The sequence below is a fragment of the Pseudomonas phoenicis genome, from assembly GCF_047302395.1.
GTDB lineage: Bacteria > Pseudomonadota > Gammaproteobacteria > Pseudomonadales > Pseudomonadaceae > Aquipseudomonas.
The window spans coordinates 3,785,766-3,810,524 of record NZ_CP154852.1 but is presented as its reverse complement, the minus strand read 5'-3'; the positions used below and the strand labels follow the sequence as shown (position 1 = coordinate 3,810,524).

Sequence of the window (24,759 nt, the reverse complement as noted above, 5' to 3'; positions counted from 1 at the left end):
ACGTAATGGGTTGCGGCCGCTGAAAAAGAGGGCTCTGTAGGGCATGGGGCGCAGGGCATCTGCAAGGCGGATTTAGATCGCGAGGTTGCCCCGCCTTCGCGACCTGCACATAGTTTGAGACCGGCGCTAGTCGCGGAAGGTCGGTCGCTGCTTGCTCAAATGCGCGGCCATGGCGATGCGCAAGTCTTCGGACTGCAACATGGCGGCATTCCAGGTGGCGATGTAGTCCAGCCCATCGTCGACGCGATGGTCGCGCATGTAGCCGAGCATGGCCTTGGTGCCGGCCACTGCGATCGGCGACTTCGCCGCGATCTGCCCAGCGATGTCCAGCACCTCGGCCAGCAGCGTCTCGGGATCGGCATACACACGGTTGACCAGGCCGATGCGCAACGCTTCATCGGCCTGCACGCGGCGACCGGTATACGCCAGTTCGCGCAGAACGCCATCGCCGACGATTCGCGGCAGGCGCTGCAAGGTGCCGACATCGGCCGCCATGCCCATATCGATTTCCTTGATCGAGAATTGTGCGTCGCTGCTGCAATAACGCATGTCGCAGGCAGCGACCAGGTCGATGGCGCCGCCGATGCACTGACCATGGATGGCGGCCAGCACCGGCTTGCGGCATTGGTCCACGGCATTGAACGAGGCCTGCATGCGCAGGATGGTACGGCGCAGTTGCCGGGCGTTGCGCCCCACGTCCTGGCCCAGTTGGCTGGCGACCGAGGCCAGCAGTGCCAGGTCGATGCCGGCGGAGAAATGCTTGCCCGCGCCACTGACGACCACGGCGCGTACTGCATCGGTGTCGTCGATCCACTGGAAGATGTCGACGATCTCGGACCAGAACGCCGCATCCATGGCATTGGCTTTCTCTGGGCGGTCGATCTGGACGTGGACGACGTGTTCGATCAGTTCCACTTTGAAAGCGCTGTATTCGGTCACCGGCGATGCTCCATCAAGCAGGACAAAAGCCGAATATAGCGCAGCGCCACTGCCGCGTATCGGGCAAACCCCGGACAGCAGCGCGCCGCCCCGGGCAAGGGGGCGGCGCGTGGCGGGTGTGGCCAGATCAGGCCGGTGCGGTGGTGCGGATCAGGTGGTCGAACGCGGCCAGCGAAGCCTTGGCGCCCTCGCCCACGGCGATGACGATCTGCTTGTAAGGCACGGTGGTCACGTCCCCGGCAGCGAACACGCCCGGGATGTTGGTCTGGCCTTTGGCATCGACGATGATCTCGCCGCGCGGCGACAGCTCGACGGTGCCCTTGAGCCAATCGGTGTTGGGCAGCAGGCCGATCTGCACGAAGATGCCTTCGAGCTCCAGCGCATGCTCGGCATCGCTGGTGCGGTCCTGGTAACGCAGACCGGTGACCTTGTGACCGTCGCCCAGCACTTCGCGGGTCAGCGCACTGGTGATCACCTTGACGTTGGGCAGGCTGTGCAACTTGCGCTGCAAGACGGCATCGGCGCGCAGTTGCGTGTCGAACTCGATCAACGTGACATGGGCCACGATGCCGGCCAGGTCTATGGCCGCTTCCACGCCGGAGTTGCCACCACCGATCACCGCAACGCGCTTGCCTTTGAACAACGGGCCGTCGCAATGCGGGCAGTAGGCCACACCACGGTTACGGTACTGCTGCTCGCCCGGCACGTTCATTTCCCGCCAGCGCGCACCGGTCGCCAGCACCACGGTCTTGGCCCGCAAGGTGGCACCACTGGCCAGGCGCACCTGGTGCAGGCCGCCGTCGGTGGCCGGCAGCAAGGCTTCGCCGCGCTGCAGGTTCATGATGTCGACGTCGTATTGCTTGACGTGTTCTTCCAATGCCGTGGCCAGTTTCGGGCCTTCGGTTTCCTGGACGGAAATGAAGTTCTCAATGGCCATGGTGTCGAGCACCTGCCCGCCGAAGCGCTCGGCGGCGACGCCGGTGCGGATGCCTTTGCGGGCTGCATAGATGGCCGCCGTGGCGCCTGCGGGGCCGCCTCCGACCACCAGCATATCGAAGGCCTGCTTGGCGTCGAGCTGCTTGGCCTGGCGGCTGCCGGCATTGCTGTCGAGCTTGTTGACGATTTCCTCGAGGCCCATGCGCCCCTGCCCGAAAGGCTCACCATTGAGGTACAGGCTGGGCACGGCCATGATCTGCCGCGATTCGACTTCGGCCTGGAACAACGCACCGTCGATGGCGACGTGGCGCACCTTGGGGTTGAGCACGGCCATCAGGTTCAGCGCCTGGACCACATCCGGGCAGTTCTGGCAGGACAGCGAGAAGTAGGTCTCGAAGTGGAATTCACCGTCCAGCCCTTGGATCTGTTCGATCAGCTCGGTGCTGGCTTTGGAGGGATGGCCACCGACTTGCAGCAGGGCCAGCACCAGGGAGGTGAATTCGTGACCCATGGGGATGCCGGCGAAGCGCAGGCTGATCTGGCCGTTGGGTCGGTTGAGCGAGAACGACGGACGACGTGCGTCGTCTCCGTCCGCGCGCAAGGTAATGAGGTTCGACAGGCCGGCGATTTCCACCAGCAGGTCGTGCATCTCGCGGGACTTCGCGCCGTCGTCGAGGGAGGCGACGATCTCGATCGGCTGGGTGACCCGCTCCAGGTAGGTTTTCAGTTGCGATTTAAGCGTGGCGTCCAACATACGGGCGATTTCCTTCTTACGAAACTCGGATACAAAAACGCCCAGGCAGGATCGCCCGGGCGTTTTTACGGGGCGGTAGACGGTTCAGCTGTGGCGGCTGGCTACCGCCCGCGGGGTACGCATCGGCTTAGATCTTGCCGACCAGGTCCAGCGATGGCGCCAGGGTGGCTTCGCCTTCTTTCCACTTGGCCGGGCAGACTTCGCCTGGGTGGGCAGCGATGTACTGAGCAGCCTTGACCTTGCGCAGCAGTTCGCTGGCGTCGCGGCCTACGCCACCATCGTTGATTTCGACGATCTTGATCTGGCCTTCGGGGTTGATCACGAAGGTACCGCGGTCAGCCAGACCGGCTTCTTCGATCAGCACGTCGAAGTTGCGCGAGATGATCTGGGTCGGGTCGCCGATCAGCGGGTATTTGATCTTGCCGATGGTGTCGGAGGTGTCGTGCCAGGCTTTGTGCGTGAAGTGGGTGTCGGTCGACACGCCGTAGATCTCTACGCCCAGCTTCTGGAATTCGGCGTAGTTGTCAGCAAGGTCACCCAGTTCGGTCGGGCAGACGAAAGTGAAGTCGGCCGGGTAGAAGAACACGACGGACCACTTGCCTTTCAGGTCGGCTTCGCTCACTGGAACGAACTCACCGTTGTGGTAGGCAGTCGCGTTGAACGGTTTGACTTGGCTGTTGATGATAGGCATCAGACGTTTCCTCGTAGGGGTTGAAATCGGTTGACGGAGGAAATCCTAACCAACGAGCGCTTTAAAGGCTCATTGGCAAACCTGATGCTGGTGATTGGTTTTGGCTATAAAGGCGGGATATCAATAGAAGCGATGGTACTGAGCGCCGAGGACAGCGCTCATGGACGGGCCTGCGAAGTCGCTTAGCGGCGACGTGCGCAGGCCCGACGGATCGAGCGATCAGCGCGTAGCGGTGCGCATCGTGACGAACTCTTCCGCAGAGGTCGGGTGCACGCCGATGGTCTCGTCGAACTGCTGCTTGGTAGCACCGGCCTTGAGCGCGATGCCCAGACCCTGGACGATTTCGCCGGCATCCGGCCCGACCATGTGGCAACCCAGTACCCGATCGGTGTCGGCATCCACCACCAGCTTCATCAGGGTCTTTTCCTGGCTCTGGGTGAGGGTCAGCTTCATCGGCTTGAATCGGCTCTCGAAGATTTGCACGTTGTGCCCTGCTTCCAACGCCTGCTCTTCGGTCAAGCCGACCGTGCCAATGGGCGGCTGGCTGAAGACAGCGGTGGGGATGTTCTGGTAATCGACCGGGCGGAACTGCTCGGGTTTGAACAGTCGACGGGCGACGGCCATGCCTTCGGCCAGTGCCACGGGTGTGAGTTGGACGCGGCCGATGACATCGCCGATCGCCAGAATCGACGGCTCGGTGGTCTGGTAATGTTCGTCGACGCGCACGTAGCCGCGCTCGTCCAGCTCCACACCCGTGTTCTCCAACCCCAGACCATCGAGCATGGGTCGGCGGCCGGTAGCGTAGAACACGCAGTCGGCGATCAACTCACGGCCATCTTTCAAGGTCGCTTTCAGGCTGCCGTCGTCGAGCTTGTCGATGCGCTTGATGTCGCTGTTGAATTGCAGGTCGAGACCGCGCTTTTCCAGTTCTTCCTTGAGGTGGCTGCGCACCGAACCGTCGAAGCCGCGCAGGAACAGGTCACCGCGGTACAGCAAGGTGGTGGCACTGCCCAGGCCCTGGAAAATGCCGGCGAATTCGACGGCGATGTAACCGCCGCCCACCACCAGCATGCGTTTGGGCAATTGCTTGAGGTAGAACGCCTCGTTGGAGGTGATGGCCAGCTCTTTGCCAGGAATGTCCGGCACTTGTGGCCAACCGCCCACGGCCACCAGGATACGCTCGGCGCTGTAGCGCTGACCGTCGACTTCCACTTCGTGGGCGCCGGTCAGGCGCGCATGGCCTTGCAGCAAGGTCACGCCGCTGTCGACCAGCAGCTTATGGTAGATGCCGTTGAGCCGCTCGATTTCACGGTTCTTGTTGCCGATCAGGGTGCCCCAGTCGAAGTGCCCCTCTTCCAGGCTCCAACCGTAGCCAGCGGCCTGCTCCAGTTCGTCGGCGACGTGCGCGCCATAGACCAGCAGTTTCTTCGGCACGCAGCCGACGTTGACGCAGGTGCCGCCCAGGTAGCGGCTTTCGGCAACCGCCACCTTGGCACCGAAGCCCGCAGCGAAGCGCGCGGCGCGTACACCACCGGAACCTGCGCCAATCACGAACAGGTCGAAATCGTAGGCCATTATTCGAACTCCAAAAAAAAACCACCCCAAGGTGGTTGTTGCCGATCGAATCGGCCGGGTACGTGCAGTCTGGCGGTTAAAGCCGACGACTGCCAGCAGCGCACGGCATTGGCCGCGCGCCGCTGCAGGTCGATCAGTAGGCTTTGCCGGACTTGTAGTAGTTCTCGAAGCAGAAGTTGGTCGCGTCGATGTAGCCCTCTGCACCGCCGCAGTCGAACCGCTTGCCTTTGAACTTGTAGGCGATCACGCAGCCGCTTTGCGCCTGCTTCATCAGTGCGTCGGTAATCTGCAGTTCACCCCCTTTACCAGGCTCGGTATTGGCGATGATGTCGAAGATGTCCGGCGTGAGGATATAGCGGCCGATGATCGCCAGGTTGGTCGGCGCGTCTTCGGGCTTGGGCTTCTCCACCATGTTGGTGACGCGGTAGATATCGTCACGGATCATGTCGCCGGCGATGACGCCGTACTTATGGGTTTCCTGCGGATCGACTTCCTGGATGGCCACGATCGAGCAACGGAACTGGTTGTACAGCTTGACCATCTGGGTCAGTACGCCGTCGCCTTCAGGGTTGACGCAAAGGTCGTCCGCCAGCACTACCGCGAACGGCTCGTCGCCGATCAGCGGGCGGCCGGTTAGGATGGCGTGGCCGAGACCTTTCATCTCGGTCTGGCGGGTATAAGAGAACGAGCACTCGTCGAGCAGACGGCGGATACCGACCAGGTACTTTTCCTTGTCGGTGCCTTTGATCTGGTTTTCCAACTCGTAGCTGATGTCGAAGTGGTCTTCCAGAGCGCGTTTGCCGCGACCGGTGACGATGGAAATTTCCTTGAGGCCAGCATCCAGTGCTTCCTCGACGCCGTACTGGATCAACGGCTTGTTGACCACCGGCAGCATTTCCTTGGGCATGGCTTTGGTAGCAGGCAGGAAGCGGGTGCCGTAACCGGCTGCCGGGAACAAGCATTTCTTGATCATAAACGTCCTTAAAGAGGGTATGGCCATGTGGCTCTGGCGCAGTCTAATCAGGCGGCACGTACCTTACAATGCCCGCCCAGGCGGGGCTTCATGCCACGACTAATGGGCTTCGGCCGATATTCATGCGGATAGTTCCCGCCCAACTGCGAAGGCTTAGGGAGAGGCGAACCAGAAACGCTTTCGCACCAGGCCCGGCCATGACAGGAACGCACTGCGATCAGCCTCACTAACCGGAAATGCAGGCGGTCGTTGCATCGCGCACATCGCCGGGACGCAGCGGAAAGTTGCTCAAACGTTCACGCAGTTTGATCGCACTGCCATTGCTGCGCTTCTGAATCTCGACCAATGCTGCGGGGCCTGCCCCGGCACCGAGCTTTTGCGGCACGATCAAGCGCAACCCTTCACCTTGCACTTCTTCGGTCAAAGGATCGCGGCTACTGGCCAAGGTCTGTTTGATGCAGTCGGCATATTCGCGTGGCGACTTACCCGATATCACATCCATGGTCTCGTGCGATTGCTCGAGCTCGGACACGCTGGCACAACCGGCGAGCACCAGAGAAAACGCAGCTACAACCCATTTCATTCGCCTGTCTCCTGCAATTCCAAACCTGTGTTGACCACCGCCAACGCATTTAGCTCCGATGAACGATGCGATTGATCGCCGGCCAGCGCTGCGCGGCGGAAATTCCCAACATCGTGATAAAGTCGGCGCTTTTCAGACCGTCCGTGCGGAGCAACACATGAAATTCGTCCACCAACGCGAACACTTGAATGAAGACGATATCGTCGTCATCGAGTCTTCCCAGCCCTGCAACATCCGTCTGATGAACGACGCCAACTTCCGCAGTTTCAAGAACGGCGGTCGCCACACCTACCACGGCGGTGCCTTCGACAAGTTTCCCGCCAAGATCACCGTGCCCAGCTCCGGATACTGGAACATCACCCTCGACACCGTCACCACCCGGGCGATTTCGGTTACGCGCAAGCCGACCTTCACCCACAAGATCAAGATCATTCGACGCTCCACGTCCCAGCTGAGATAAGCCGCCATGACCCAGAACCTCAAATACGTCATCAAATACAAACTCGACGGCCAACGTCGCTGGGATTTCGCCGTGCTGAGCGACGCTTCGCAGGAACAGGCGCTGGATGCGCTTCGCAAGATCCACGGCGATGACGTCAGCAAGATCAGCGATATACAGGTCAGCAAAGCGCTGTAGCTTTGCCTACATAACGAAAAGTCTGGAGGTGGCGCATGCATGCTTGGCCGGATAAGCGAATCCTTGATCTGCTCGGTATCGAACTGCCCATTCTGCAAGCCCCGATGGCAGGCGCCAGCGGGTCACCCCTGGCGATTGCCGTAGGCCGTGCCGGCGGCCTGGGCGCGCTGCCTTGCGCCATGCTCGATGCCGCCCAGGTGCAGGCCGAAGTGGCAGCGTTTCGCCAGGCCTGCGACGGACCGCTGAACCTGAATTTCTTCTGCCACCAGCCGCCCTCCCCCGATCCTGAACGCGCTGCGCGCTGGAAAGAAGCGTTGGCAGGCTATTACGCCGAACTGGGCGCGGACATGCAGGCACCGACACCGGTGTCGAACCGCCAGCCTTTCGACGAACAGAGCTGCCAGTGGGTGGAAGCCTTGCGTCCCGAGGTGGCGAGCTTCCATTTCGGCCTGCCGCCAGAACCCTTGCTGCAGCGGGTCAAGGCCACCGGTGCCAAAGTGCTCGGCAGCGCGACCACGGTCGCCGAGGCCGTGTGGCTCGAGGAACAGGGTTGCGACGCGATCATCGCCATGGGTTACGAGGCGGGCGGCCATCGTGGCATGTTCCTGAGCGAGGACATCACCACGCAGATCGGCACCTTGGCCCTGGTACCGCAGATCGCCGACGCCGTCGGCCTACCCGTGATCGCTGCGGGCGGCATCGGCGACCATCGCGGACTGGTGGCCGCGCTTGCATTGGGCGCCAGTGCCGTGCAGATGGGCACTGCTTACCTGTTCTGTCCCGAGGCGAAGGTTTCCGCAGCCCACCGGCACGCTTTGCTCACCGCCTCCTCAGCCGATACGGCTCTGACCAACCTGTTCACCGGGCGCCCGGCTCGCGGCATCAATAACCGGTTGATGCGTGAACTGGGCCCGATGAGCGCAGTGGCACCCGCATTCCCCCTGGCCGGCGGCGCTTTGATGCCGTTGCGCGCCTTGAGCGAAGCTCGGGGCAGCAGCGATTTCAGTAATCAGTGGGCTGGCCAGGGCCTGCGCCTTGGGCGCGCCGTACCGGCCGAGGCCCTGACGCGCGACATCGCCCAAGCCGCCCTGGACCAACTGGGGCGCTAGCCCCCCGTGAGATTCCGCACCCGATTAGCCACTTCCCGCGGGCGGTCCAGTCGCTATATAGTCGGCGCCATAACGACTACCTGCCCGCTGGAGCCTCCCGATGCGTCTACGCCCAACCCTCGTCGCCCTCACTGCCTTGTTCACGCTCAATAGCGCCTGGGCCGATCAAGTCCAGGTGGCGGTCGCTGCCAACTTCACAGCGCCGATCCAGGCATTGGCCAAGGATTTCGAAAAAGACACCGGCCATACCCTGGTCGCCTCCTATGGCTCGACCGGTCAGTTCTATGCACAGATCAAAAACGGCGCGCCGTTCGATGTGTTCCTGGCGGCCGACGACAGCACACCGGCCAAACTGGAGCAGGAGAAAGCCATCGTGCCTGGGTCGCGCTTCACCTACGCCATCGGCACGTTGGCGCTGTGGTCGCCCAAACCCGGCTACGTCGACGGCAAGGGCGAAGTGTTGCGCAAGAACGCTTTCAAACACCTGTCCATCGCCAACCCCAAGGCCGCACCCTATGGGCTTGCGGCCACGCAAGTGCTGCAGCAGCTCAAACTGACCGATGCCACGCGCGCCAAGCTGGTCGAAGGGCAGAACATCACCCAGGCCTACCAATTCGTTTCCACCGGCAACGCCGAGTTGGGTTTCGTGGCGCTGTCGCAGATCTACAAGGACGGCAAGGTCAGCGAGGGATCGGCCTGGCTCGTGCCGGCCAACCTGCACGAGCCGATCCGCCAGGATGCGGTGATCCTCAACAAAGGCAAGGACAACCCGGCGGCCAACGCCCTGGTCGATTACCTGAGGACGCCTAAAGCCGCAACCTTGATCAAGTCTTATGGCTATGAAATCTGATGCTCGACGCCAGTGACCTGGGCGCGATCTGGCTGACCCTGAAGCTGGCCGGCCTCACCACCCTGATCCTGCTGGTGCTGGGTACGCCCCTGGCTTGGTGGTTGACGCGCACCCGCTCGTGGCTGCGCGGCCCGATCGGCGCGCTGGTGGCCTTGCCGCTGGTGCTGCCGCCTACGGTCATCGGCTTCTATCTGCTGCTGGCGCTCGGCCCACATGGCTGGATCGGCCAGACCACGGCCGCCTTGGGCCTGGGCACCGTGGTCTTCAGCTTCACCGGCCTGGTGATCGGTTCGGTGGTGTATTCGCTGCCGTTCGTGGTGCAGCCGCTGCAGAACGCCTTCACCGCCATCGGCCAAAGGCCGCTGGAAGTTGCAGCGACGTTGCGCGCCAGCCCGTGGGACAGGTTCGTGCACGTGGTGCTACCGCTCGCCAAGCCCGGCTTCGTCACAGCCAGCATTCTCGGTTTTGCCCATACCGTTGGCGAATTCGGCGTGGTGCTGATGATCGGCGGCAACATTCCGGACAAGACCCGCGTGGTGTCGGTACAGATCTTCGATCACGTCGAAGCCATGGAATACGCCCAGGCCCATGGGTTGGCCGGCGCCATGTTGGTGTTTTCTTTCCTGGTGCTGCTGATGCTCTACGGCCCGCGCCGCGACAAAGCAGGTTGGGGTTGAGATGACTAACGGCATCAGTGTACGTCAGCGCCTGGCGCGCGGCGATTTCACCCTGGACGTCGATCTACGGTTGCCTGGCCGCGGCGTCAGCGCACTGTTCGGCCACTCGGGCTCGGGCAAGACATCTTGCCTGCGAAGCCTGGCGGGTCTGGAGCCGACCAGCGAAGGTCTGGTCGAGGTCAATGGCGAGGTCTGGCAAGACAGCGCGCGACGGGTGTTCGTCCCACCCCATAAGCGCGCCATCGGCTATGTCTTCCAGGAAGCCAGCCTGTTCGCCCACCTGACGGTGCGTGGCAACCTCGAATTCGGTTGGCGTCGTGTCGCCCCGAAGCAGCGCCGGGTGGGCCTGGAGCAGGCCTGCGAACTGCTGGGCATCGGTCATTTGCTGGCACGCGCACCCGCCACGCTGTCTGGCGGCGAAGCGCAACGCGTGGGTATCGCCCGGGCGTTGCTGACCAGCCCACGGCTGTTGTTGATGGACGAGCCGCTGGCCGCGCTCGATGCCAGCCGCAAGCGCGAAATCCTGCCCTACCTGGAGCGCCTGCATGCCGAGCTGGACATTCCAGTGGTGTACGTCAGCCACAGTCAGGACGAAGTGGTACGGCTGGCCGATCATCTGGTCCTGCTCGAGCAGGGCCGGATTGAAGCCAGCGGGCCTTTGTCCACCCTGCTCAACCGATTGGATCTGCCACTCAGCCAGGCTGAAGATGCCGGTGTGGTGCTGCAAGCGGAGGTGATCGGCTTCGACAAGCCCTATGGTTTGCTCGAACTGCGCTTGCCTGGCCTGCACGACACCACGCTGCGCATCGCGCATACCGAGCAGGCACCCGGCACGGTGCTGCGCATCAAGGTGCAGGCCCGCGACATCAGCCTGGCGCTGAACGCCGAGCAACCCTCGAGCATCCTCAACCGCCTTCCCGTGCAGGTGCGTCAATGCCAGCCAGCGGACAACCCGGCCCATCTGCTGGTAGGCCTGGATGCCGGGCAGCACGCGCTGTTGGCCCGCATCACCCGTTATTCGGCGGACCACTTGCACATAGCCCCCGGCCAGCGGCTGTGGGCACAAATCAAAGCGGTGGCGATTCTCGGCTGAGCATCCGGGCCAATGGCGTTGTCCACCGGATAACCCACCATTGGACGCTGCCATGCTCGACTGCCCTCTGCCTGCGTCACTGCACTACGTCGACGACACCCACGCGGGCCTGACGCGCAAGCGTTGGCGCGACCGCTTCATCTACCACGACGCCGATGGCAAGCGCGTCGATGACGAACCAACCTTGAAGCGGATCGCCGCGCTGGCCATTCCGCCGGCCTACACGCAAGTGTGGATCTGCATCGATCCACAAGGCCATTTGCAGGCCACGGGTCTGGACGCACGCGGGCGCAAGCAATACCGCTACCACCCCGAATGGCGCGAACTGCGCGATGCGCACAAGTTCGGGCGCATGCTGGCGTTCGCCGAGGCGCTACCGGCTCTTCGCCGTACCGTGGAGCGCGACTTGTCGCGCCCCGGGCTGGACCGCACCAAGTTGCTGGCGCTGGTGGTGAGCCTGATCGACCACACATTGATCCGGATTGGCAACCAGCGCTATTTGAAAGACAACCAATCCTACGGGCTGACGACCTTGCGCAACCGCCATGTCAAAGTCAAAGGCAGTACGATTCGGTTCGAGTTTCGCGGCAAGCGCGGCGTCGAGCACAGCATCACCGTGCGCGACCGACGCCTGGCCGGGCTGGTCAAGCGTTGTCAGGAACTGCCCGGCCAAGAGCTGTTCCAGTACGTCGATGCAGACGGCGAGCGGCACCGGATCGGCTCCAGCGACGTCAACCAGTACCTGCAAACCACCACAGGCGCCGACTTCACTGCCAAGGACTACCGCACCTGGGCGGGCAGCAGCCTGGCGCTGAGCCTGCTGAAACCTCTGGCCTGGCAACCCGAGACCCATGCCAAACGGCATTTGGCCGATATCGTGCGCCAGGTCGCTTCGCGCTTGGGCAACACCCCTGCGGTATGCCGCAAGTCGTACATCCATCCCGCTGTGCTGGAGCACTTCGTCCTGGGCCATCTGGAGGCGTTGCCGAAAGTTCGCAAACGTAAAGGCATGGAGCAGGAAGAAGTCGCTCTGCTGCATTTCCTTCAGCAGTTGAATACTGTGCCTGTGGCCGATTGAGCCGCTCTATGCATGCCATGATGCCAGGCCATTTCACAGACGAGGCAGATCGCCTTATTCTTGCTCCCATGTAGCCCAGGACGATTGACAGACGCCTCGGGCTGCGGCCGGACCTGTGCGACCACCCTCGCCAATTGTTCGGATTGGAATTACCGCTGACAGAAAGCGTCTTCACTAAGACGGACAAGGGCAAAGCCCTCACCATTGGGCCTGAGGCGCAGTGGCTACAGACATCATCAAGGAGAAGTACATGCTGATACTCACGCGCAAGGCTGGCGAAGTGATCGTCATCAACGACAACATCAAAGTCATGGTTCTAGGTGTCAGCGGCTCACAAGTGAGAATCGGCATCGACGCACCGAAAGACATTCAAGTGCATCGTGAAGAAATCCAAAAACGCATCGAAGCGAGTAAAACGGCCGGCAAGACCGACGATCATCACTAATCTTCCATGTCCTCCCATTTCGCAGGATGGCGCCTGCATGGGCATGTCCAGCGCAAGGGGGGATGTTCGTTCTTCGACTGCGGATGGAGCATCCTGGAACTGGCTAACTCGCGTATGCGCTCGATCAGAGACGATCTGATCACCACGGCCCTGCAACTGGAATCGTTGCGCGCTGCACTCGGCGGTCACGCTCGCTATCTACAACGTACGGGGCAGAGCGACGCAATGGCCACCATGGCCAATCAGAGCGAGCAGTTGCATATGACGATTGAAAACCTTCGGCAGATCGCAGCTGGCATACGCCCATGAAGCAGTTTTGGTTGACTGCGCTATAACATCGGGTTATAAAGCGCGCTTGATCGAGAGGCACTTCCGGTGAGGGAAGTCGCTGGTCGCATTGACCCTTTCAACTGTGCGAGTGTGGTGGAATTGGTATACACAGCAGACTTAAAATCTGCCGGCGTGAGCCTTGCGGGTTCGAGTCCCGCCACTCGCACCATGATTCGAAAAAACGCCTTCGGGCGTTTTTTTGTGCCCGCGATTCGCTGGAGGCCTGGGCACCTCAAGAGAAATTCGTATCTCCTTCTGGGCAGGGCAGCTCGCGCTCCTGTCGCCAACCTGGATCAATCATCGGGACTGTCGTGCCAGGCGGGATGATCGAAGTCTTCGTCGTCCAGGTCGTCCGTAGCCCCTCCTTCGACATCATGCACCTGGGCTTCGTCGATCTCGGGTTCATCGTCAAAGAACTCCCGGTCCAGCAGGTGATCGTGTTCAGGCTCGTGAACATCGTCGTCATCGCGCATGCAGCTACTCCTGAAGAAACAGCCTGTATAGATCGGATTGCCGCGCCAAGCAATTCTTTGGGCGTTAATCCGGGCATAACCCTATTGGCACAACCTGGCTACGCTCCCTTCAAGCACTTCGCCCGCTCACGCAGAGCGGGCTTTTTTCCATGGAATCTAGCCATCTGACACCTTGTCGACACAGCCTTCACGATTTTCTGACAACTGCCCAGGCATTCTGAAACTGCTTCGTACGTTCTAATCATTTAACCCGCCCTCCCCTGGCGGGTTTTCTTTTTTTCCTGTTTTTTCAAGCGCCTACACCGCTGGTCGGGCAGTCTGAAAATTCTGGAATTCCTTCACTGTCCGCCAAGTCAAGAATTAGGAACCCAGCACGAAACGACGAGGTAACAGCCATGACCATCGAAGCCGCTACTCTGGTACAACTGGCCGCCAAACTGCGCAAGCAAGGACTCAAGCGTGTCGCCGACATCATCTTCCTGCGCGCACCTTGCCGAGTGAACCATCGCTGGATCTGCACCGTGCTGCGTCGTACGGCATGAGCCGCGCCATCCTTCCTTGCCGTTGCCTGCCCTGGAAACAAAAACCCGCACACTCACGTATGCGGGTTTTTTTTGGCTTTCGGGTAGGCCGATCGACTTACCTCCATAAGCAAGGCGCCCAGGATGGCACTGAACGACAGCTTGAAACGCCCCACCAAGTCGTTGAACGAGATCGCCAGGCGTGACAGCTCCTGCGCCGACGCGGTGGTCTGGTGCGCCCCGGCGGCGGTCTGTGTCGACAGGTCCTGGATGTTGACCAGGTTCTTGTCCACTTCCCGCGCCACTTGCGCCTGTTCTTCACAGGCGCTGGCGATCGCCAGGTTACGGTCGTTGATGCTGGCGATGCCGGCAGCGATCTGCTCGAGCGCCTCGCCTGTCGCCATCGCCAATTGCTGGGTGTTGACCACCAGCGAATGACTTCTGTCCATAGCCACGACAGCCAAATCCGCACGGGATTGGACCGAGCCGATCATCTGCTCGACCTCCACGGTCGAGGCCTTTGTGCGCGCAGCCAATGCCCGGACTTCGTCGGCCACCACAGCGAAACCATTGACCGCCGTCACAGCGCCACGGGCTTGGGTCACCCCATGGTTGGCCTGATCGGTGGCCGTACGCGAAGCTTGCGAGGTGGAAACGGCGTTGCGGGCTACCCCATCCACCGAAGAGGTCATCTGATTGACCGCCGTGGCCCGTGGCGGCCTGGCGAATTTCGTCGTTAGAGCGCGAACGCCCGCTCGCTCGCGGCCTGGTTGGTCGCCATGCTCTTGAGGATGCCGTCCTTGGTCGCCTGAGGAGCCCCTTCAGCGTTGGCAGTGATCAGCGCGTAGAGATCGCGCTGCTGGGCAATCGCTTCCGAGCGCGCCTCAGCGGTTTTCGCTACGAAAACCAGGTTATTGGAGAAGACCGAGCCCAGGCTTTGCGACATCTGGCTTATGCCCCGACTGCCCAACAGACCCACGCCCAAGGTAATGACGGCGCAGGCGCCGAAAGCCGTCAGCAGCTTGGTGGAAAGACGAGCATTTTTTAGCGACATAGCGTTTCTCGTAAAAACTCATAGGAGTAATCACGCTATCGACACGCTTTGGGAAAGATTGAAATCCCTTTCGGAAGATTAAAGCGGTCAAGTTTCAACCGGCAGCATGGCGTCGGTTATTCAAAGTGGCGGGTGAACGATCACGCCTTTGAGCCATTCGTCCAGCGCAGGGTGGAATGCCTATCCGGGCTCAGCCAGCGCACGATCTGCGCGCGCACTTCCAGAACGACAGAGCCAGGCCGAGGTAGAGCGGGACGGCCAGCAAACGCCAGTGGTTGACAGTGACCCCTTCCAGACTGGAGACGATGACAGACATGAGCATCAGCACGAACCCAGCCATCAGTACGGTGATTTTCAATTTCCTCATCGATCCCTCCTTCCTTCGGAACGCGAGCGTAGCAGGCATAAACCAAAGCCTCAAACCCTGCCCGATCGTAGAGGCGGCCCAGGATCGGGAGTCGCCAATTTGCACGCGCGGAGGGCATCGCCCTCTACGCGTGCAAGCCGCCATGGATGCCTCAACGATCTGGCTTGGCACCCCCCAATGAGCGTGCTGCGCGCAGCAAAGCCAGATGCGTCAGCCCCTGCGGTAAGTTGCCCAGGAAAGCACCGCTGTGCGGATCGACCATTTCGGAGTAGATCCCAACGCCCGCGCCCAAGCCCCTGACGGCGGCACGGAAGGTTTCCTCGGCTTGCGTGCATTGCTCATGCAGCGCCCAGGCCTCGACCAGCCAGAAGGTACATGCCAGGAAACAGCCCTCCTCCTGATCCGCACCACTGTAGCGGTAGTGGAACGCACCGCAGCCCAGCTCACGGTGCACCGCCGCCAGCGTAGAGGCCAAGCGATCCTGATGGGGATAGCCAAAACGCACGGCCAAGGCGATCGACGCATCCAGCCCGTCGCTGCCGGCATAGAAGCTGTAGGCCTGCTTCTGCTCGTTCCAGCAATGGGTCTCGATCCACTGCTCGATGCGTTGCCGCTCACGGTCCCAACGGTCGCGGCACGTGGTCGGCAAATGACCACGGTCGGCCAGCTCGATGGCACGGCTCAGGGCCTGCCAGCAACTGATCTTCGATTGCGTGTAGTGCTGCTTTTCCGGCAACTCCCAGATGCCGGAATCGGCTTGACGCCACAGGTCCGCACACTGATCGGCCAGCCTCGACAGCATCACGGCATTGCCCGAATCCAGCACACCGCCGCAGTCGATGAAACAGCGCGCCGTTTCGAAGATGTCGCCGAACACACCGTGCTGCAGTTGGTCGGTGGCATCGTTGCCCACCTGGGGCGGCGAATGCTTGTAGCCAGGCAAGTCGATGGGCCGCGTGCCCTGCCCGACCGCGCCGTCGAGCGTATAGAAGACTTTGGCGCCATGCTCCTGCAGGCGGTTGAGCAGCCAGGTGAAGCCTGCCTTGGCCTCGAGCTGCGCGCCGATGCCGAGAAACGCCTCGATGGTGTAGCCCGCATCGCGGACCCAGGCAAACCGGTAATCGTAGTTCTTGTCGCCGCCGATGCGCTCCGGTAGCGAGGTCGTGGCCGCGGCCATGATCGAGCCGCTCGGCGACGACAACAGCAGCTTCAACGCCAATGCGCTGCGCAGCACCAGCGACTGGTAAGGGCCGTCGTAGTCCAGGCCCTCGGTCCACTGGCGCCATTCGCGGTCCGAGCCATCGATGCGGGCGTCGATCAGCTTCATGGGCGGTACGATCAAAGGCTCGTTGCGGCCGGCGATCAAGGCCACGGTACTGCGCTCACCGGCTTTGATCGTCAAAGTGGCGCGCACGCCCAGGTCGTCTTCGCGTTCGATGTGCAGTTGTTCGTCATGCAGAAACATCCCAAGGATGTCGCCGGCGTGGAACACGTGGCCATTGCCGGTGGGCGTGAGGTAGCCGCTGACCGTGTCGGCCTGGGTGCCGAAGTCGATGCTCAGCTCGAAGGCAACCTCACCGCTCAGGCCTTCCAGACGCCTGGCAAGTTCTGCCCAGGGCAGACGTCCGGCCGGGCCGCTGTTCAGCGACTCGACCATACGGACTTGGCCATGCTCGGTGACAAACAGCGTTTCCAGTACGTTGCTGTCAGTCAGGTAGCGTCGCTCGATCGAATAAGGCACCGCCGGCCTGAGCGCGAAGAAACCACCCGTGGCCGGCGCCAACAGCTTGTCGAACAAAGGCGGCGAATCCATGTGCGGCACGCACCACCAGTCGATCGAGCCGTCGCTGCCCACCAAGGCGACGGATCGCCCGTCGCCCAGAGCACCATATTCCTCCAAGGGCAACCAGCCCCCCTCATCGCGCGCTGGTGTCAGCCGCTGAGGCTCCAGATTCAATTCGCCGCTCATGAGTGCCTCCGCGTTAGGTTATGGATGTGACTGGGGGGCAGTGCGGCAAGTTCGACGCGGGGTGTCTGGGGCGGTGTTTTGAGGAGTGGATGTCTGGACGGAAGTGGCATCCCGGTTTGCGCGGGAGCCGATCCGCCAAGGCATGTGTGCAGTGCTGCGATGCCCCGTACTCAAGAGGTGTGGAGTCCCCCCTGCGCTGAGCGGATGAGGGCTGCGGCGTCGCCTGATGACATCGTTCATCGCCTAAGCCACGCTATGGCCCGCCAGCCCATGCGAATTCGAGTACGGGATGGCGCAATACTGATCATTGAAGCTTGTGGGGCGTATCGGCATGCACTACTGGAACAAAGCTAATTTTCAAGGGCTGCTGGCAGTTGCGGACTGCCTGGAGGCCCGCCCTGAGTTGAAACTGCTGGCGAACTATTGCCGGTATCGAGAACAGGGGCTACGCCGCGCGGCCTTTGCCGAGCTTGAGGCATTCCTGGCTGCATCACGTTGTTTCGGTAGCACAACCGCACGCAGCGCAGCCGTCGAAGTGCTCGAGGCCAACATGCGCATCTCGGGAGCACACCAGTTCATGACCCAGCCACTGATCGCTCGGTTTCTGATGCCTACGCTGAAAGCCTGGATGGAAGAGGATGCCGAGGCAAACCTGCCGGTACGCTGGCTCGGAATGCTCGATCGCGATGCCGAACTGCTCAATCGAGCCCTCGTTGCCTGCCCCGAGGATATGCCCGTACGCAAGATCCTGATCGACTTCGCACTGGGATGGGTTGACCACGCTACCCATCATCTGGACGAGTCTGTGTTCTTGGGCAGCCCCGAAGAGGCCTCCTCGGCGCTGGCGCGGGCCAAAGCCCTCATAACCGAGGCGCCCGAGCCCGAAAAGCTGGGCTATCTGAACGATGAGGTACGGTACTTCGAGTGCCTAGTTGCGGATTGGCAAGCTTATGCGCAAGCACCTGAAGGCAGCTTTTCGCAATGGTGTTCCGAACGGGGGCGAAACTATGAGATGCCCGCCAAGTTTTATTACAGACGTTGAGTTTTGCTTCAGGCCGTCTGTATAGGCTTGTCGTAGACAGGATCAGGCTTCATTGCCCGTGAAGAAATCTGTGACATGTGGGCTTTCAGGCTTTCAGGCTAGGGCCGCGCTGACTAGGCCAGCCCGCGGGATGAACGTAGCGTTGCGGAAACTCTGTAAGACTTGCGGAACACTTCGCCTTTCCTTCAGGCAAATAAAAACCCCGCAGACGTTAATCTGCGGGGCTTTCGAATATGGAGGCCGAGGTCGGAATCGAACCGGCGTAGACGGATTTGCAATCCGATATTTGAATTGCAGTCTGGTGCGCCTTGAACGACGTAATCCGTTCCGAAACATTCTCGATTACACCGGGCTGTAGGCCGCATGTTTCAAAGGTCGGCCAATTTATTTTGGAACTGATTTTCGGCCGATTTGAGCCTGGGTCTAGCTGCTTTCTGTAGGCGGCATGAGTGGTACGTTCATGCCTGCAAACCATGCGCTCATGTTTCGATCAGGGGATCGATTTTGGCCGAGAAGGAAGCATCTGGAGCAGCCGTCCACATCACCATGTAGTATTTTTGGGGTGTTTGGCGGTAGCGGAGGGCTGTATTTGCTAAGCGAAATATCCCTCTCCCCCTCCCCGCTTACCCTACCATTGGTATCAGAATTGGTATTGTCTGGTGACTGTCCTGACTGCCTGCTATCGACTCAAAGCTACCGCTTGCAACAAGCAGATGACGGCCATAGGTAGTAATTTGAGCGCACTTAGAAAATGCGAGAAGACTAGATTGATGGCTTCATGCCACAAGAATAGGCTTCACCTATCACACTTACTGCAAAAAGGATTTGAAATGCGCAGGGGTTGCCTTACCTTGGCTCTTATGATCAGCCTCTCAATGCCTGGCCCGGCTTCTGCCGCAAGTGCCCAGAAGGTCAAAACGAAGACTGAACTGCTAAATTGCTCAGCGGTAACTTTCGATGGGTCCAATCTCACAGAAGAGGAGAACGATTACTTCTTCTCTAACCAGAAATACATTTCGACGGCACAGATTCTGCGCTTCGCGCTTGGTAGAGATGCGATTTTGGCCGACTTTTACACACACCGGAAAGGCTCGGGCTTCAATGCTAATGTTCTGAAAATTAAGGATCTAGCTAAACAAAAAGGTTTTGCGTTGCAGATGACCCGTGACCTTACCGTGGCTGAAAATATACTTATCGAGGAGAACAAAAATCATAAGTGGACCAAGCACACCGTAGACACTCTCCTTTGCCGGATAAATGCTATTGGCGACACCGCGATGAACGGCTATAACATCTATGCCTCAAACTATCTTAAAGGGCTTAAAGCCAAGCAGGAAGCCATGCATGGTCAAGTAGGCTACTTCGATGTGACGGTTAATGACTGCACCATCAGTAAATCTATCGACACCGGCAACCGTTATTCCGCCGTGAAATCAGATTCTGATGCACGATTCATTACTGTGAACGCGACCTTCAAAAACACTGACAATGAAGGTCGACTACCATCTGAAGGCAGCTTATTTATCAGCAAGGATGACAAAGATTTCAAATTCGATACTACTGAAACCATCATGAGCGATGGTTATGGAATCCGCTTGCGGTCACTGAATCCTCTAATCAAACTCAACACGAAACTCGTCTACAAGGTGCCTAATGAGCTGTATGGCGAGGTTTATTGGAAGCCTGGTAGGAATGCCGAGGATAAGAAGCTCTGGTGTATCTATCTCCCGCCAGCCTGATTCTTGCTATGGCTAGCCTTGTGGGTTACGGATTTATGCTCGTAATTTGGCAAACTGCTGCTAAGCATGAGGGACCAGAGGCTGCATGAAACCGAGCCCGCCTTGACAGTTTGAGACTAATTTCTCAGGCGATTCGAGCCTTCAGAGCTTTCCTAGTGGTTCCGTGCTATCCTCACTCTTTATCACTTTCAGGGATCGATGTGATGCTCCTTCTCCGGCTTATGACAACGCTGTCAGTAGTGCTGCTGTGTACATCGCAGGCCCAGGCTGCGCAGTGTGCCAAGACCGTGTATGAACCAGGGTACAGGAAAACCATTCCAACTGTTGATTCACCCGAATTTATAACTGTTGCCGGCCCTCTGCTCCCAGGGGGGAGGGTCACTTGCCACGTCTCGTTTGACTTGGTGTCAGGCAATCATAATGTGATGCATCGGATAGAGACGGGAACGCTGAACAGCACCAAATATAGATTTCACTACTCGGACGGCAGCGGCACAGTGCAAGGGCTGCAAGAAAACGTGCTGGACATTCTCAAGGACAAGTACGGCGAGAATTGGAATCTTCGATGCCGTAAGGACGAGATGGATGATACCCACTATTGTGCGATGTCTAGGGGCCCATTGACGATAGGTGTATATGGGCACTCTTCACGTTTCGTGAGCGTGGGTAGCGAGCATTTTCCTGGCTCTTCAATCACACTCCGTATCGACGAGGATGTCCCGGTCACCGCTCTTGCCAAGCCTGGATTTTCAAGTTTGCAGGAAACAGGATTGATGGCAGCAATGAGCAAAGGGACTTCTGTTCTCACTCGCTATGTAAAGTGGCCCTATGAAAGCAATCAGGACAAGCGAGTAAGTCTTTTTGGGTTCAACCCCGCCCTCCAGATCATCGAAACTCTCAACAAGACGATCAAATAGCTTCTAGTAATGCAACAGTAGCGGAGGCTTCCTGCCTCAAGCCGCACGGTGTGCGGCCTCCAGCCCATAGCCGTCTAATACTTTTCTTCCAGTTTTCGCGACTTTCGCCCACTAAAGGCGTGATTCTGCGGGGTAGTATTAGACAGCTCGGCTACCCCCCTCCGGCGTTCTGCCGAACCAAATCCCCTACCCCGTTAGACGATCGTGGTCTCGAATGCTGTACCTGACCACACCCCACACCTCGAACATATCGCCCTCCATGATGTACCGCGACGGATACTTCCGGTTCTCCGAACGCAGGATGACCATGCCACTCTCAAGGCACATGCGCTTGCACACCGGCTCCCCGTTCACCGCCGCGATGACGATGTCGCCGTGCTTGGCTTCAGTGCCCCGGTCGACGATCAGTAGATCGCCCGTGTACATGCCCGCCCCCTGCATGCTGTCGCCCTCGATCTTGATAAGGTAGACCCAGGGCGCGCGCAGTTGCATGAGGTCGTCCAGGCTGATCTTGGGCGTGTCGTCGAGGTCGGGGTTGAGGGCGGCATTCATTGGGTGGTCCTCCATACTGTATAAAAAACCAGTATGGTATGGCCGGCGGTGTACTGCGGCAACTGCCGATCAGCGGCAAGCGGCCAGGCAGTCAGTGCTTGGTAATCGGCTGAAGACCGTAGGCGTACAGCTGGTAGTCCGTAACCGCCTGGTAGGCCGACTCGGCAAGCACACGCAGGCGCTCGACCTGCTCGGCAGGCTCGCCGGCGTCTTGGGCTTGATTGTACCGGCGCAGCGCCGCAGTCGCCTCCAAGATCAATGGCTCACCCGCGCTTGTCAGCCCTCTAATCGTCCGCTTCATGCTGTCACCCATCTGGCTTGGTCAGCGCATTATAGGATGTCTCGCACGCCAGACCGGTATTCGGCTTCGCTCAAGGGCTGCCGCAACGCTTGCCGCTTGATCGCCGCATAGTTCATTCCTTGATCGCGGCTACATCAGACTCTGCCACGGTTGCTGCCAGCCCTCATGGCGTGCATAGTTGTTGATTTCCAAAGGAGAGCATTCATGTCGCAGAGCGAGATAGACCATCAGGTGTCAGAGGCAGAGTATTGGTTCAAAGTCGAGTTACAGACGCCAGGGCCATTGCCAGACGGGCTCAAAATCTCAATATGCCGTGAAATTTTGAAGTGTGGCAGAGACTCAAATCGTTTAGAAATCAAAATTGCGCTGCTGAGCCTGGTTCTAGCTGGGCAGGTGTCCAATCCACTCTCTTTTTCCGCAACGGATATAGAGAATGCACTCTGGCTTGTTCGAAATAATAAGTTCGGCTTTGATCCACAAGCGCCCATCAGTTTGGTGTAAGCAGACAGGCATAGCTGAAGGCTGACACCGCAGGTGTCAGCCTCAGCGGCATGCGTCAGCGGCTGCTGCTAGTTCCTTCTCGAATCCGATGCGCTGCCGACGCTCGGCCAGCAGCGCGCGCACCTTGACCTCCAGACTGTCGGTCTTGCGCAGGCCGGCGGCTGCCCACGGCGGCACAGCTATCTCCGGCGCGCGGCACGGCACCTGCACCGGCACCTCGACACGCACGGTGCGCACCTCTGGCTCGACACGGGCCGCGCAGCCGGCCAGAAGTAGAACTACCACCATTACACATGGTGTAAAGCTGGTTATTTGCCTCATAGGCCAAGCTCCTTGTCGATGATCGAGGTCGCAGCTGCGCATTGCTCACCACCGGTGCGCTCCTGCTGCAGCCGGTTGGCGGACTGGTAGTCGAGCTGGGCACTGGCACGCGCATCGGCAACCGTCTTTTCGGCGGCTGCCTGACGCTGCTGGGCGGCCAGCTGCAGGTCACCCAGCGCCTTGCCCTGCTCACCGGCCAGTGCCTCCAGGTTGTCTCGGGCCAACTTGCATTGCCCGGCCTGGCGCGCCAGCTTGGCGGCATCGGCGCGGGTCTTGCCGATCTGCCCGTGCTGCCACCAGATGATGCCGGCGGCGGCCAGGGCCAGAACCAGCCACAGCGGGATGGCCTTGATCACCGCCAGCGCGGCGCTCATGCCGGTATCGCCTTCAAGGCCGCCGCGTGATTGCGCTTGAACTTGGCACGCAGCTCTTCCGGCTGGCGGTCATAGGCACCCGGGCGCCAGGTGCGCAGGTACAGCGCCCAGGCCCCGGCCTCGTCATCTGCGGCCGGCAGCGGCTTAGGGTCGGTCCAGATCAGCAGGCGCGCCAGCGCGGCGGCCAGGACCGGGTCGCGGCCGATGGCCTGGTAAATCGACTCTGCATCGAAAACCACGCCGCGCGCGCGGCACACCTGCTCGGCCAGCTTCTTGGACGCGGCGTGGGTCATTACGCCCTTCACGCCGCCGCCCTTCTCAAACTGGTAATCGCCGCGGGCCGGGCCTTTGACTTGCTGCTCCAGGCGCAGCGGGTTTTCTTGTAGGTTGATGGCGTGCAGCAACACGCGCGCCGGGCGGGTACCCATCTGCGGGGGAAGCAAGGCCAGGCCTTGCCGGATGTCGCTATCGAGTGGCATGGGTTTTCTCCAGGCATGAAAAAGCCCGCGCGGGGCGGGCTATGGTGTGTCTTGGTGGCAGACGGACTCGTCACACATCGAGTACACAATGGATGAGGAATTTATGAGCAAAGGAATTTTGGTAACGCTTGTTGCGGTGCTCCTATCGGGATGCAACCACTATTTCAACAGCCCGTATGGCAGTCGGTGGGATCAGCGAAATATACCCTGCGATGCCACCCCTCCAAATCAGCCGGGGTGCTATGAAAACACGCATCAGAAAGGGCTCCTGAACGAGTTGTTCGACAAGGATTGAGCACCCTGCGTGGGATAACGGCACTCGCTATCAATTGACTGTCAGGCGGCAGTGTCGGTCTCGTTCGCCGGCTTCGGCTCGACCGGGTCTTTGGCGGTGATCGAGACCTTGGCTGTGTACTCCTTGAGCACCTGGGCGGTGAAGACCTGGGCGCCAGGGTACTGGCTCAGGATCTCGCGGGCGCGGGCGTCCGCCTCCTCCTGGGTGGCATAACGGGTTTTGTTGGCAGCGTCGAAGTCGTTGGCCAGGTTGATTGCTACGTATGGCATGGGTGTTTCCTCTTTGGTTATCTAAACGGAAATGGATAATCGGTGGCGCGAATTACCAGTGCTTGTGGCTGCCGATCTGTTGGGATATCAGACCAGCTTGTATTGGAGCTGCCAGTTATAACGGCGGTGGTTGCAACTGCGGGACTGAAGAAGAATCGAATCCCGCTTGAGGCGCCGCCACAGCCCTCACTGGCATTAGTTCTGAAAGTACCGGACCCAAAGTCAGTACCCTCTATTAACATGCAGCCTCTTGAGAAAGTTAGGAATGCTGCCAACTCGCCAGCAGCAACCGGAACAAAAACCGCCCCCTTTGGCTGGGCGTAATCACCGCTGGACCATTCACGGCCAGAGCTTTCATTTGCGCCGCCAGAGTAAGGAGTCCAGCGCGTTGTGGTGTTAGGCGAAACCGGAGGATTGATAGCAGGCGGATCGACTGCTGCTATGACGTTCAATGGTGGCATGCCAGTTGTAAAGCTGAGCCGCCCCGCTGCGTCATAGCACTCCATGCCTGATCGTTCCCCAACATCGCGCATCAAGTCAAAAACAAATGCTTTTGTGTTCGGCGAACATCCTTGAAAGTAAAGAGTCCTGTCATTGCCACTGACAAATTCGCCGCACGGCTTGCCATCGCCCACTAAAAACACAATAGGCGATACCGCACCAGTGACGGTTATGCCGCAGATGGGGTCGAGCAGATTGGTGTATACCCAGCTGCTTTCCTCATTGGGATTCAAATTGAGCGAACGAATGTAATGCCTGCCCCACCGGTCAACCAAGTTCAAATAACCACTTTTCAACAGCCCGTAGGTAATTCGGTCAATATCAAAAAGCAATGAGCCATCTTCTTTGAAAGCCTGAAATCCGATAGGCATCGGACCTCCTAATAATACCCGTAGTAGATTCGGCAATTAGCAC

Annotated in this window: 30 protein-coding genes, 1 tRNA gene and 1 pseudogene; 15 read left to right on the top strand and 17 right to left on the bottom strand. The window is 59.8% G+C overall.

Annotated features, from left to right (window positions below):
• Positions 1–126: 126 nt before the first annotated feature.
• From AA0Z93_RS17335 to AA0Z93_RS17310, 6 genes are all read right to left on the bottom strand, one after another.
• On the bottom strand, positions 127–939 hold the full coding sequence (locus AA0Z93_RS17335; RefSeq protein ID WP_413047721.1) for a crotonase/enoyl-CoA hydratase family protein: 813 nt from the start codon (positions 937–939) through the stop codon (positions 127–129).
• Positions 940–1,066: 127 nt separating this feature from the next.
• On the bottom strand, positions 1,067–2,629 hold the full coding sequence (ahpF, locus tag AA0Z93_RS17330; protein ID WP_413047722.1) for an alkyl hydroperoxide reductase subunit F: 1,563 nt from the start codon (positions 2,627–2,629) through the stop codon (positions 1,067–1,069).
• A gap of 127 nt (positions 2,630–2,756) precedes the next feature.
• Complete coding sequence (gene ahpC / locus AA0Z93_RS17325) at positions 2,757–3,320, bottom strand: alkyl hydroperoxide reductase subunit C (protein WP_413047723.1); 564 nt, start codon at positions 3,318–3,320, stop codon at positions 2,757–2,759.
• A gap of 219 nt (positions 3,321–3,539) precedes the next feature.
• A complete protein-coding gene (gorA, locus tag AA0Z93_RS17320; RefSeq protein ID WP_413047724.1) occupies positions 3,540–4,895 on the bottom strand; it encodes a glutathione-disulfide reductase in 1,356 nt (451 codons plus the stop codon).
• Positions 4,896–5,028: 133 nt separating this feature from the next.
• Positions 5,029–5,868, bottom strand: a complete 840-nt coding sequence (galU, locus tag AA0Z93_RS17315) for a UTP--glucose-1-phosphate uridylyltransferase GalU (protein ID WP_413047725.1) — start codon at positions 5,866–5,868, stop codon at positions 5,029–5,031.
• A gap of 226 nt (positions 5,869–6,094) precedes the next feature.
• Positions 6,095–6,451, bottom strand: coding sequence for a hypothetical protein (locus tag AA0Z93_RS17310; protein WP_413047726.1), 357 nt, complete (start codon positions 6,449–6,451; stop codon positions 6,095–6,097).
• 157 nt (positions 6,452–6,608) lie between these two features.
• On the opposite strand from AA0Z93_RS17310, the gene AA0Z93_RS17305 reads away from it, so the two are divergent.
• From AA0Z93_RS17305 to AA0Z93_RS17260, 10 genes are all read left to right on the top strand, one after another.
• Entirely contained in the window at positions 6,609–6,911 is a 303-nt protein-coding gene (locus tag AA0Z93_RS17305; protein ID WP_413047727.1) for a DUF1883 domain-containing protein, read from the top strand.
• A 6-nt stretch (positions 6,912–6,917) separates the two neighbouring features.
• Positions 6,918–7,088, top strand: a complete 171-nt coding sequence (locus AA0Z93_RS17300; RefSeq protein WP_413047728.1) for a hypothetical protein — start codon at positions 6,918–6,920, stop codon at positions 7,086–7,088.
• A gap of 35 nt (positions 7,089–7,123) precedes the next feature.
• Positions 7,124–8,197 (top strand): NAD(P)H-dependent flavin oxidoreductase, encoded by a 1,074-nt coding sequence (locus AA0Z93_RS17295; protein ID WP_413047729.1) that lies wholly within the window; start codon positions 7,124–7,126, stop codon positions 8,195–8,197.
• A 100-nt stretch (positions 8,198–8,297) separates the two neighbouring features.
• Positions 8,298–9,047 carry a molybdate ABC transporter substrate-binding protein gene (gene modA, locus AA0Z93_RS17290; protein ID WP_413047730.1) on the top strand — a complete coding sequence of 250 codons (750 nt, stop codon included), beginning with the start codon at positions 8,298–8,300 and terminating at the stop codon, positions 9,045–9,047.
• Positions 9,047–9,724 (top strand): molybdate ABC transporter permease subunit, encoded by a 678-nt coding sequence (modB, locus tag AA0Z93_RS17285; RefSeq protein ID WP_413047731.1) that lies wholly within the window; start codon positions 9,047–9,049, stop codon positions 9,722–9,724. Before modA ends, modB begins: the two co-directional genes overlap by 1 nt.
• A 1-nt stretch (position 9,725) precedes the next feature.
• Entirely contained in the window at positions 9,726–10,817 is a 1,092-nt protein-coding gene (gene modC, locus AA0Z93_RS17280) for a molybdenum ABC transporter ATP-binding protein (protein ID WP_413047732.1), read from the top strand.
• Between the two features lie 52 nt (positions 10,818–10,869).
• Positions 10,870–11,895, top strand: coding sequence for a DNA topoisomerase IB (locus tag AA0Z93_RS17275; protein ID WP_413047733.1), 1,026 nt, complete (start codon positions 10,870–10,872; stop codon positions 11,893–11,895).
• A 250-nt stretch (positions 11,896–12,145) separates the two neighbouring features.
• Complete coding sequence (gene csrA, locus AA0Z93_RS17270) at positions 12,146–12,340, top strand: carbon storage regulator CsrA (protein WP_413047734.1); 195 nt, start codon at positions 12,146–12,148, stop codon at positions 12,338–12,340.
• Positions 12,341–12,346: 6 nt separating this feature from the next.
• The gene (locus AA0Z93_RS17265) at positions 12,347–12,649 is read left to right on the top strand and encodes a hypothetical protein (protein ID WP_413047735.1); all 303 of its coding nucleotides are present in this window, start codon (positions 12,347–12,349) and stop codon (positions 12,647–12,649) included.
• A 105-nt stretch (positions 12,650–12,754) separates the two neighbouring features.
• Positions 12,755–12,839 (top strand) — tRNA-Leu (locus AA0Z93_RS17260).
• Between the two features lie 124 nt (positions 12,840–12,963).
• Here the strand turns inward: AA0Z93_RS17260 and AA0Z93_RS17255 are convergent.
• Entirely contained in the window at positions 12,964–13,143 is a 180-nt protein-coding gene (locus tag AA0Z93_RS17255) for a hypothetical protein (RefSeq protein WP_413047736.1), read from the bottom strand.
• A gap of 395 nt (positions 13,144–13,538) precedes the next feature.
• On the opposite strand from AA0Z93_RS17255, the gene AA0Z93_RS17250 reads away from it, so the two are divergent.
• Positions 13,539–13,685: a hypothetical protein gene (locus AA0Z93_RS17250; RefSeq protein WP_296267565.1), complete on the top strand. Its 147-nt coding sequence runs from the start codon at positions 13,539–13,541 to the stop codon at positions 13,683–13,685.
• A 137-nt stretch (positions 13,686–13,822) separates the two neighbouring features.
• On the opposite strand, the pseudogene AA0Z93_RS17245 reads toward AA0Z93_RS17250, so the two are convergent.
• The 3 genes and pseudogenes from AA0Z93_RS17245 to AA0Z93_RS17235 all read right to left on the bottom strand — a co-directional run.
• Positions 13,823–14,718, bottom strand: a pseudogene (locus tag AA0Z93_RS17245) (methyl-accepting chemotaxis protein); the annotation flags it as partial.
• A 190-nt stretch (positions 14,719–14,908) separates the two neighbouring features.
• Complete coding sequence (locus tag AA0Z93_RS17240) at positions 14,909–15,085, bottom strand: hypothetical protein (RefSeq protein ID WP_413047738.1); 177 nt, start codon at positions 15,083–15,085, stop codon at positions 14,909–14,911.
• Between the two features lie 151 nt (positions 15,086–15,236).
• The gene (locus AA0Z93_RS17235; protein WP_413048410.1) at positions 15,237–16,991 is read right to left on the bottom strand and encodes a glycoside hydrolase family 15 protein; all 1,755 of its coding nucleotides are present in this window, start codon (positions 16,989–16,991) and stop codon (positions 15,237–15,239) included.
• Between the two features lie 394 nt (positions 16,992–17,385).
• Between AA0Z93_RS17235 and AA0Z93_RS17230 the strand changes: the two genes are divergently transcribed.
• The 3 genes from AA0Z93_RS17230 to AA0Z93_RS17220 all read left to right on the top strand — a co-directional run bounded on the left by AA0Z93_RS17230 (position 17,386) and on the right by AA0Z93_RS17220 (position 20,752).
• On the top strand, positions 17,386–18,096 hold the full coding sequence (locus tag AA0Z93_RS17230; RefSeq protein ID WP_413047739.1) for a hypothetical protein: 711 nt from the start codon (positions 17,386–17,388) through the stop codon (positions 18,094–18,096).
• Between the two features lie 851 nt (positions 18,097–18,947).
• Entirely contained in the window at positions 18,948–19,835 is an 888-nt protein-coding gene (locus tag AA0Z93_RS17225) for a hypothetical protein (protein ID WP_413047740.1), read from the top strand.
• Positions 19,836–20,038: 203 nt separating this feature from the next.
• On the top strand, positions 20,039–20,752 hold the full coding sequence (locus AA0Z93_RS17220; RefSeq protein ID WP_413047741.1) for a hypothetical protein: 714 nt from the start codon (positions 20,039–20,041) through the stop codon (positions 20,750–20,752).
• Positions 20,753–20,938: 186 nt separating this feature from the next.
• On the opposite strand, the gene AA0Z93_RS17215 is transcribed toward AA0Z93_RS17220, so the two are convergent.
• Together AA0Z93_RS17215 and AA0Z93_RS17210 are read right to left on the bottom strand one after the other, a co-directional pair.
• The gene (locus AA0Z93_RS17215) at positions 20,939–21,304 is read right to left on the bottom strand and encodes a LexA family protein (RefSeq protein WP_413047742.1); all 366 of its coding nucleotides are present in this window, start codon (positions 21,302–21,304) and stop codon (positions 20,939–20,941) included.
• A gap of 91 nt (positions 21,305–21,395) precedes the next feature.
• A complete protein-coding gene (locus tag AA0Z93_RS17210; protein WP_413047743.1) occupies positions 21,396–21,605 on the bottom strand; it encodes a hypothetical protein in 210 nt (69 codons plus the stop codon).
• Between the two features lie 204 nt (positions 21,606–21,809).
• On the opposite strand from AA0Z93_RS17210, the gene AA0Z93_RS17205 reads away from it, so the two are divergent.
• The gene (locus tag AA0Z93_RS17205) at positions 21,810–22,106 is read left to right on the top strand and encodes a hypothetical protein (RefSeq protein ID WP_413047744.1); all 297 of its coding nucleotides are present in this window, start codon (positions 21,810–21,812) and stop codon (positions 22,104–22,106) included.
• A gap of 42 nt (positions 22,107–22,148) precedes the next feature.
• On the opposite strand, the gene AA0Z93_RS17200 is transcribed toward AA0Z93_RS17205, so the two are convergent.
• The 5 genes from AA0Z93_RS17200 to AA0Z93_RS17180 form a co-directional block, all read right to left on the bottom strand.
• Positions 22,149–22,427 (bottom strand): hypothetical protein, encoded by a 279-nt coding sequence (locus AA0Z93_RS17200; RefSeq protein WP_413047745.1) that lies wholly within the window; start codon positions 22,425–22,427, stop codon positions 22,149–22,151.
• Complete coding sequence (locus AA0Z93_RS17195; RefSeq protein ID WP_413047746.1) at positions 22,424–22,801, bottom strand: hypothetical protein; 378 nt, start codon at positions 22,799–22,801, stop codon at positions 22,424–22,426. The genes AA0Z93_RS17200 and AA0Z93_RS17195 overlap by 4 nt, the downstream gene beginning before the upstream one ends.
• Entirely contained in the window at positions 22,798–23,280 is a 483-nt protein-coding gene (locus AA0Z93_RS17190; protein WP_413047747.1) for a hypothetical protein, read from the bottom strand. The genes AA0Z93_RS17195 and AA0Z93_RS17190 overlap by 4 nt, the downstream gene beginning before the upstream one ends.
• Before the next feature lie 336 nt (positions 23,281–23,616).
• On the bottom strand, positions 23,617–23,844 hold the full coding sequence (locus tag AA0Z93_RS17185) for a hypothetical protein (RefSeq protein WP_413047748.1): 228 nt from the start codon (positions 23,842–23,844) through the stop codon (positions 23,617–23,619).
• 17 nt (positions 23,845–23,861) lie between these two features.
• Positions 23,862–24,716, bottom strand: a complete 855-nt coding sequence (locus AA0Z93_RS17180; protein WP_413047749.1) for a hypothetical protein — start codon at positions 24,714–24,716, stop codon at positions 23,862–23,864.
• Between the last annotated feature and the right edge of the window lie 43 nt (positions 24,717–24,759).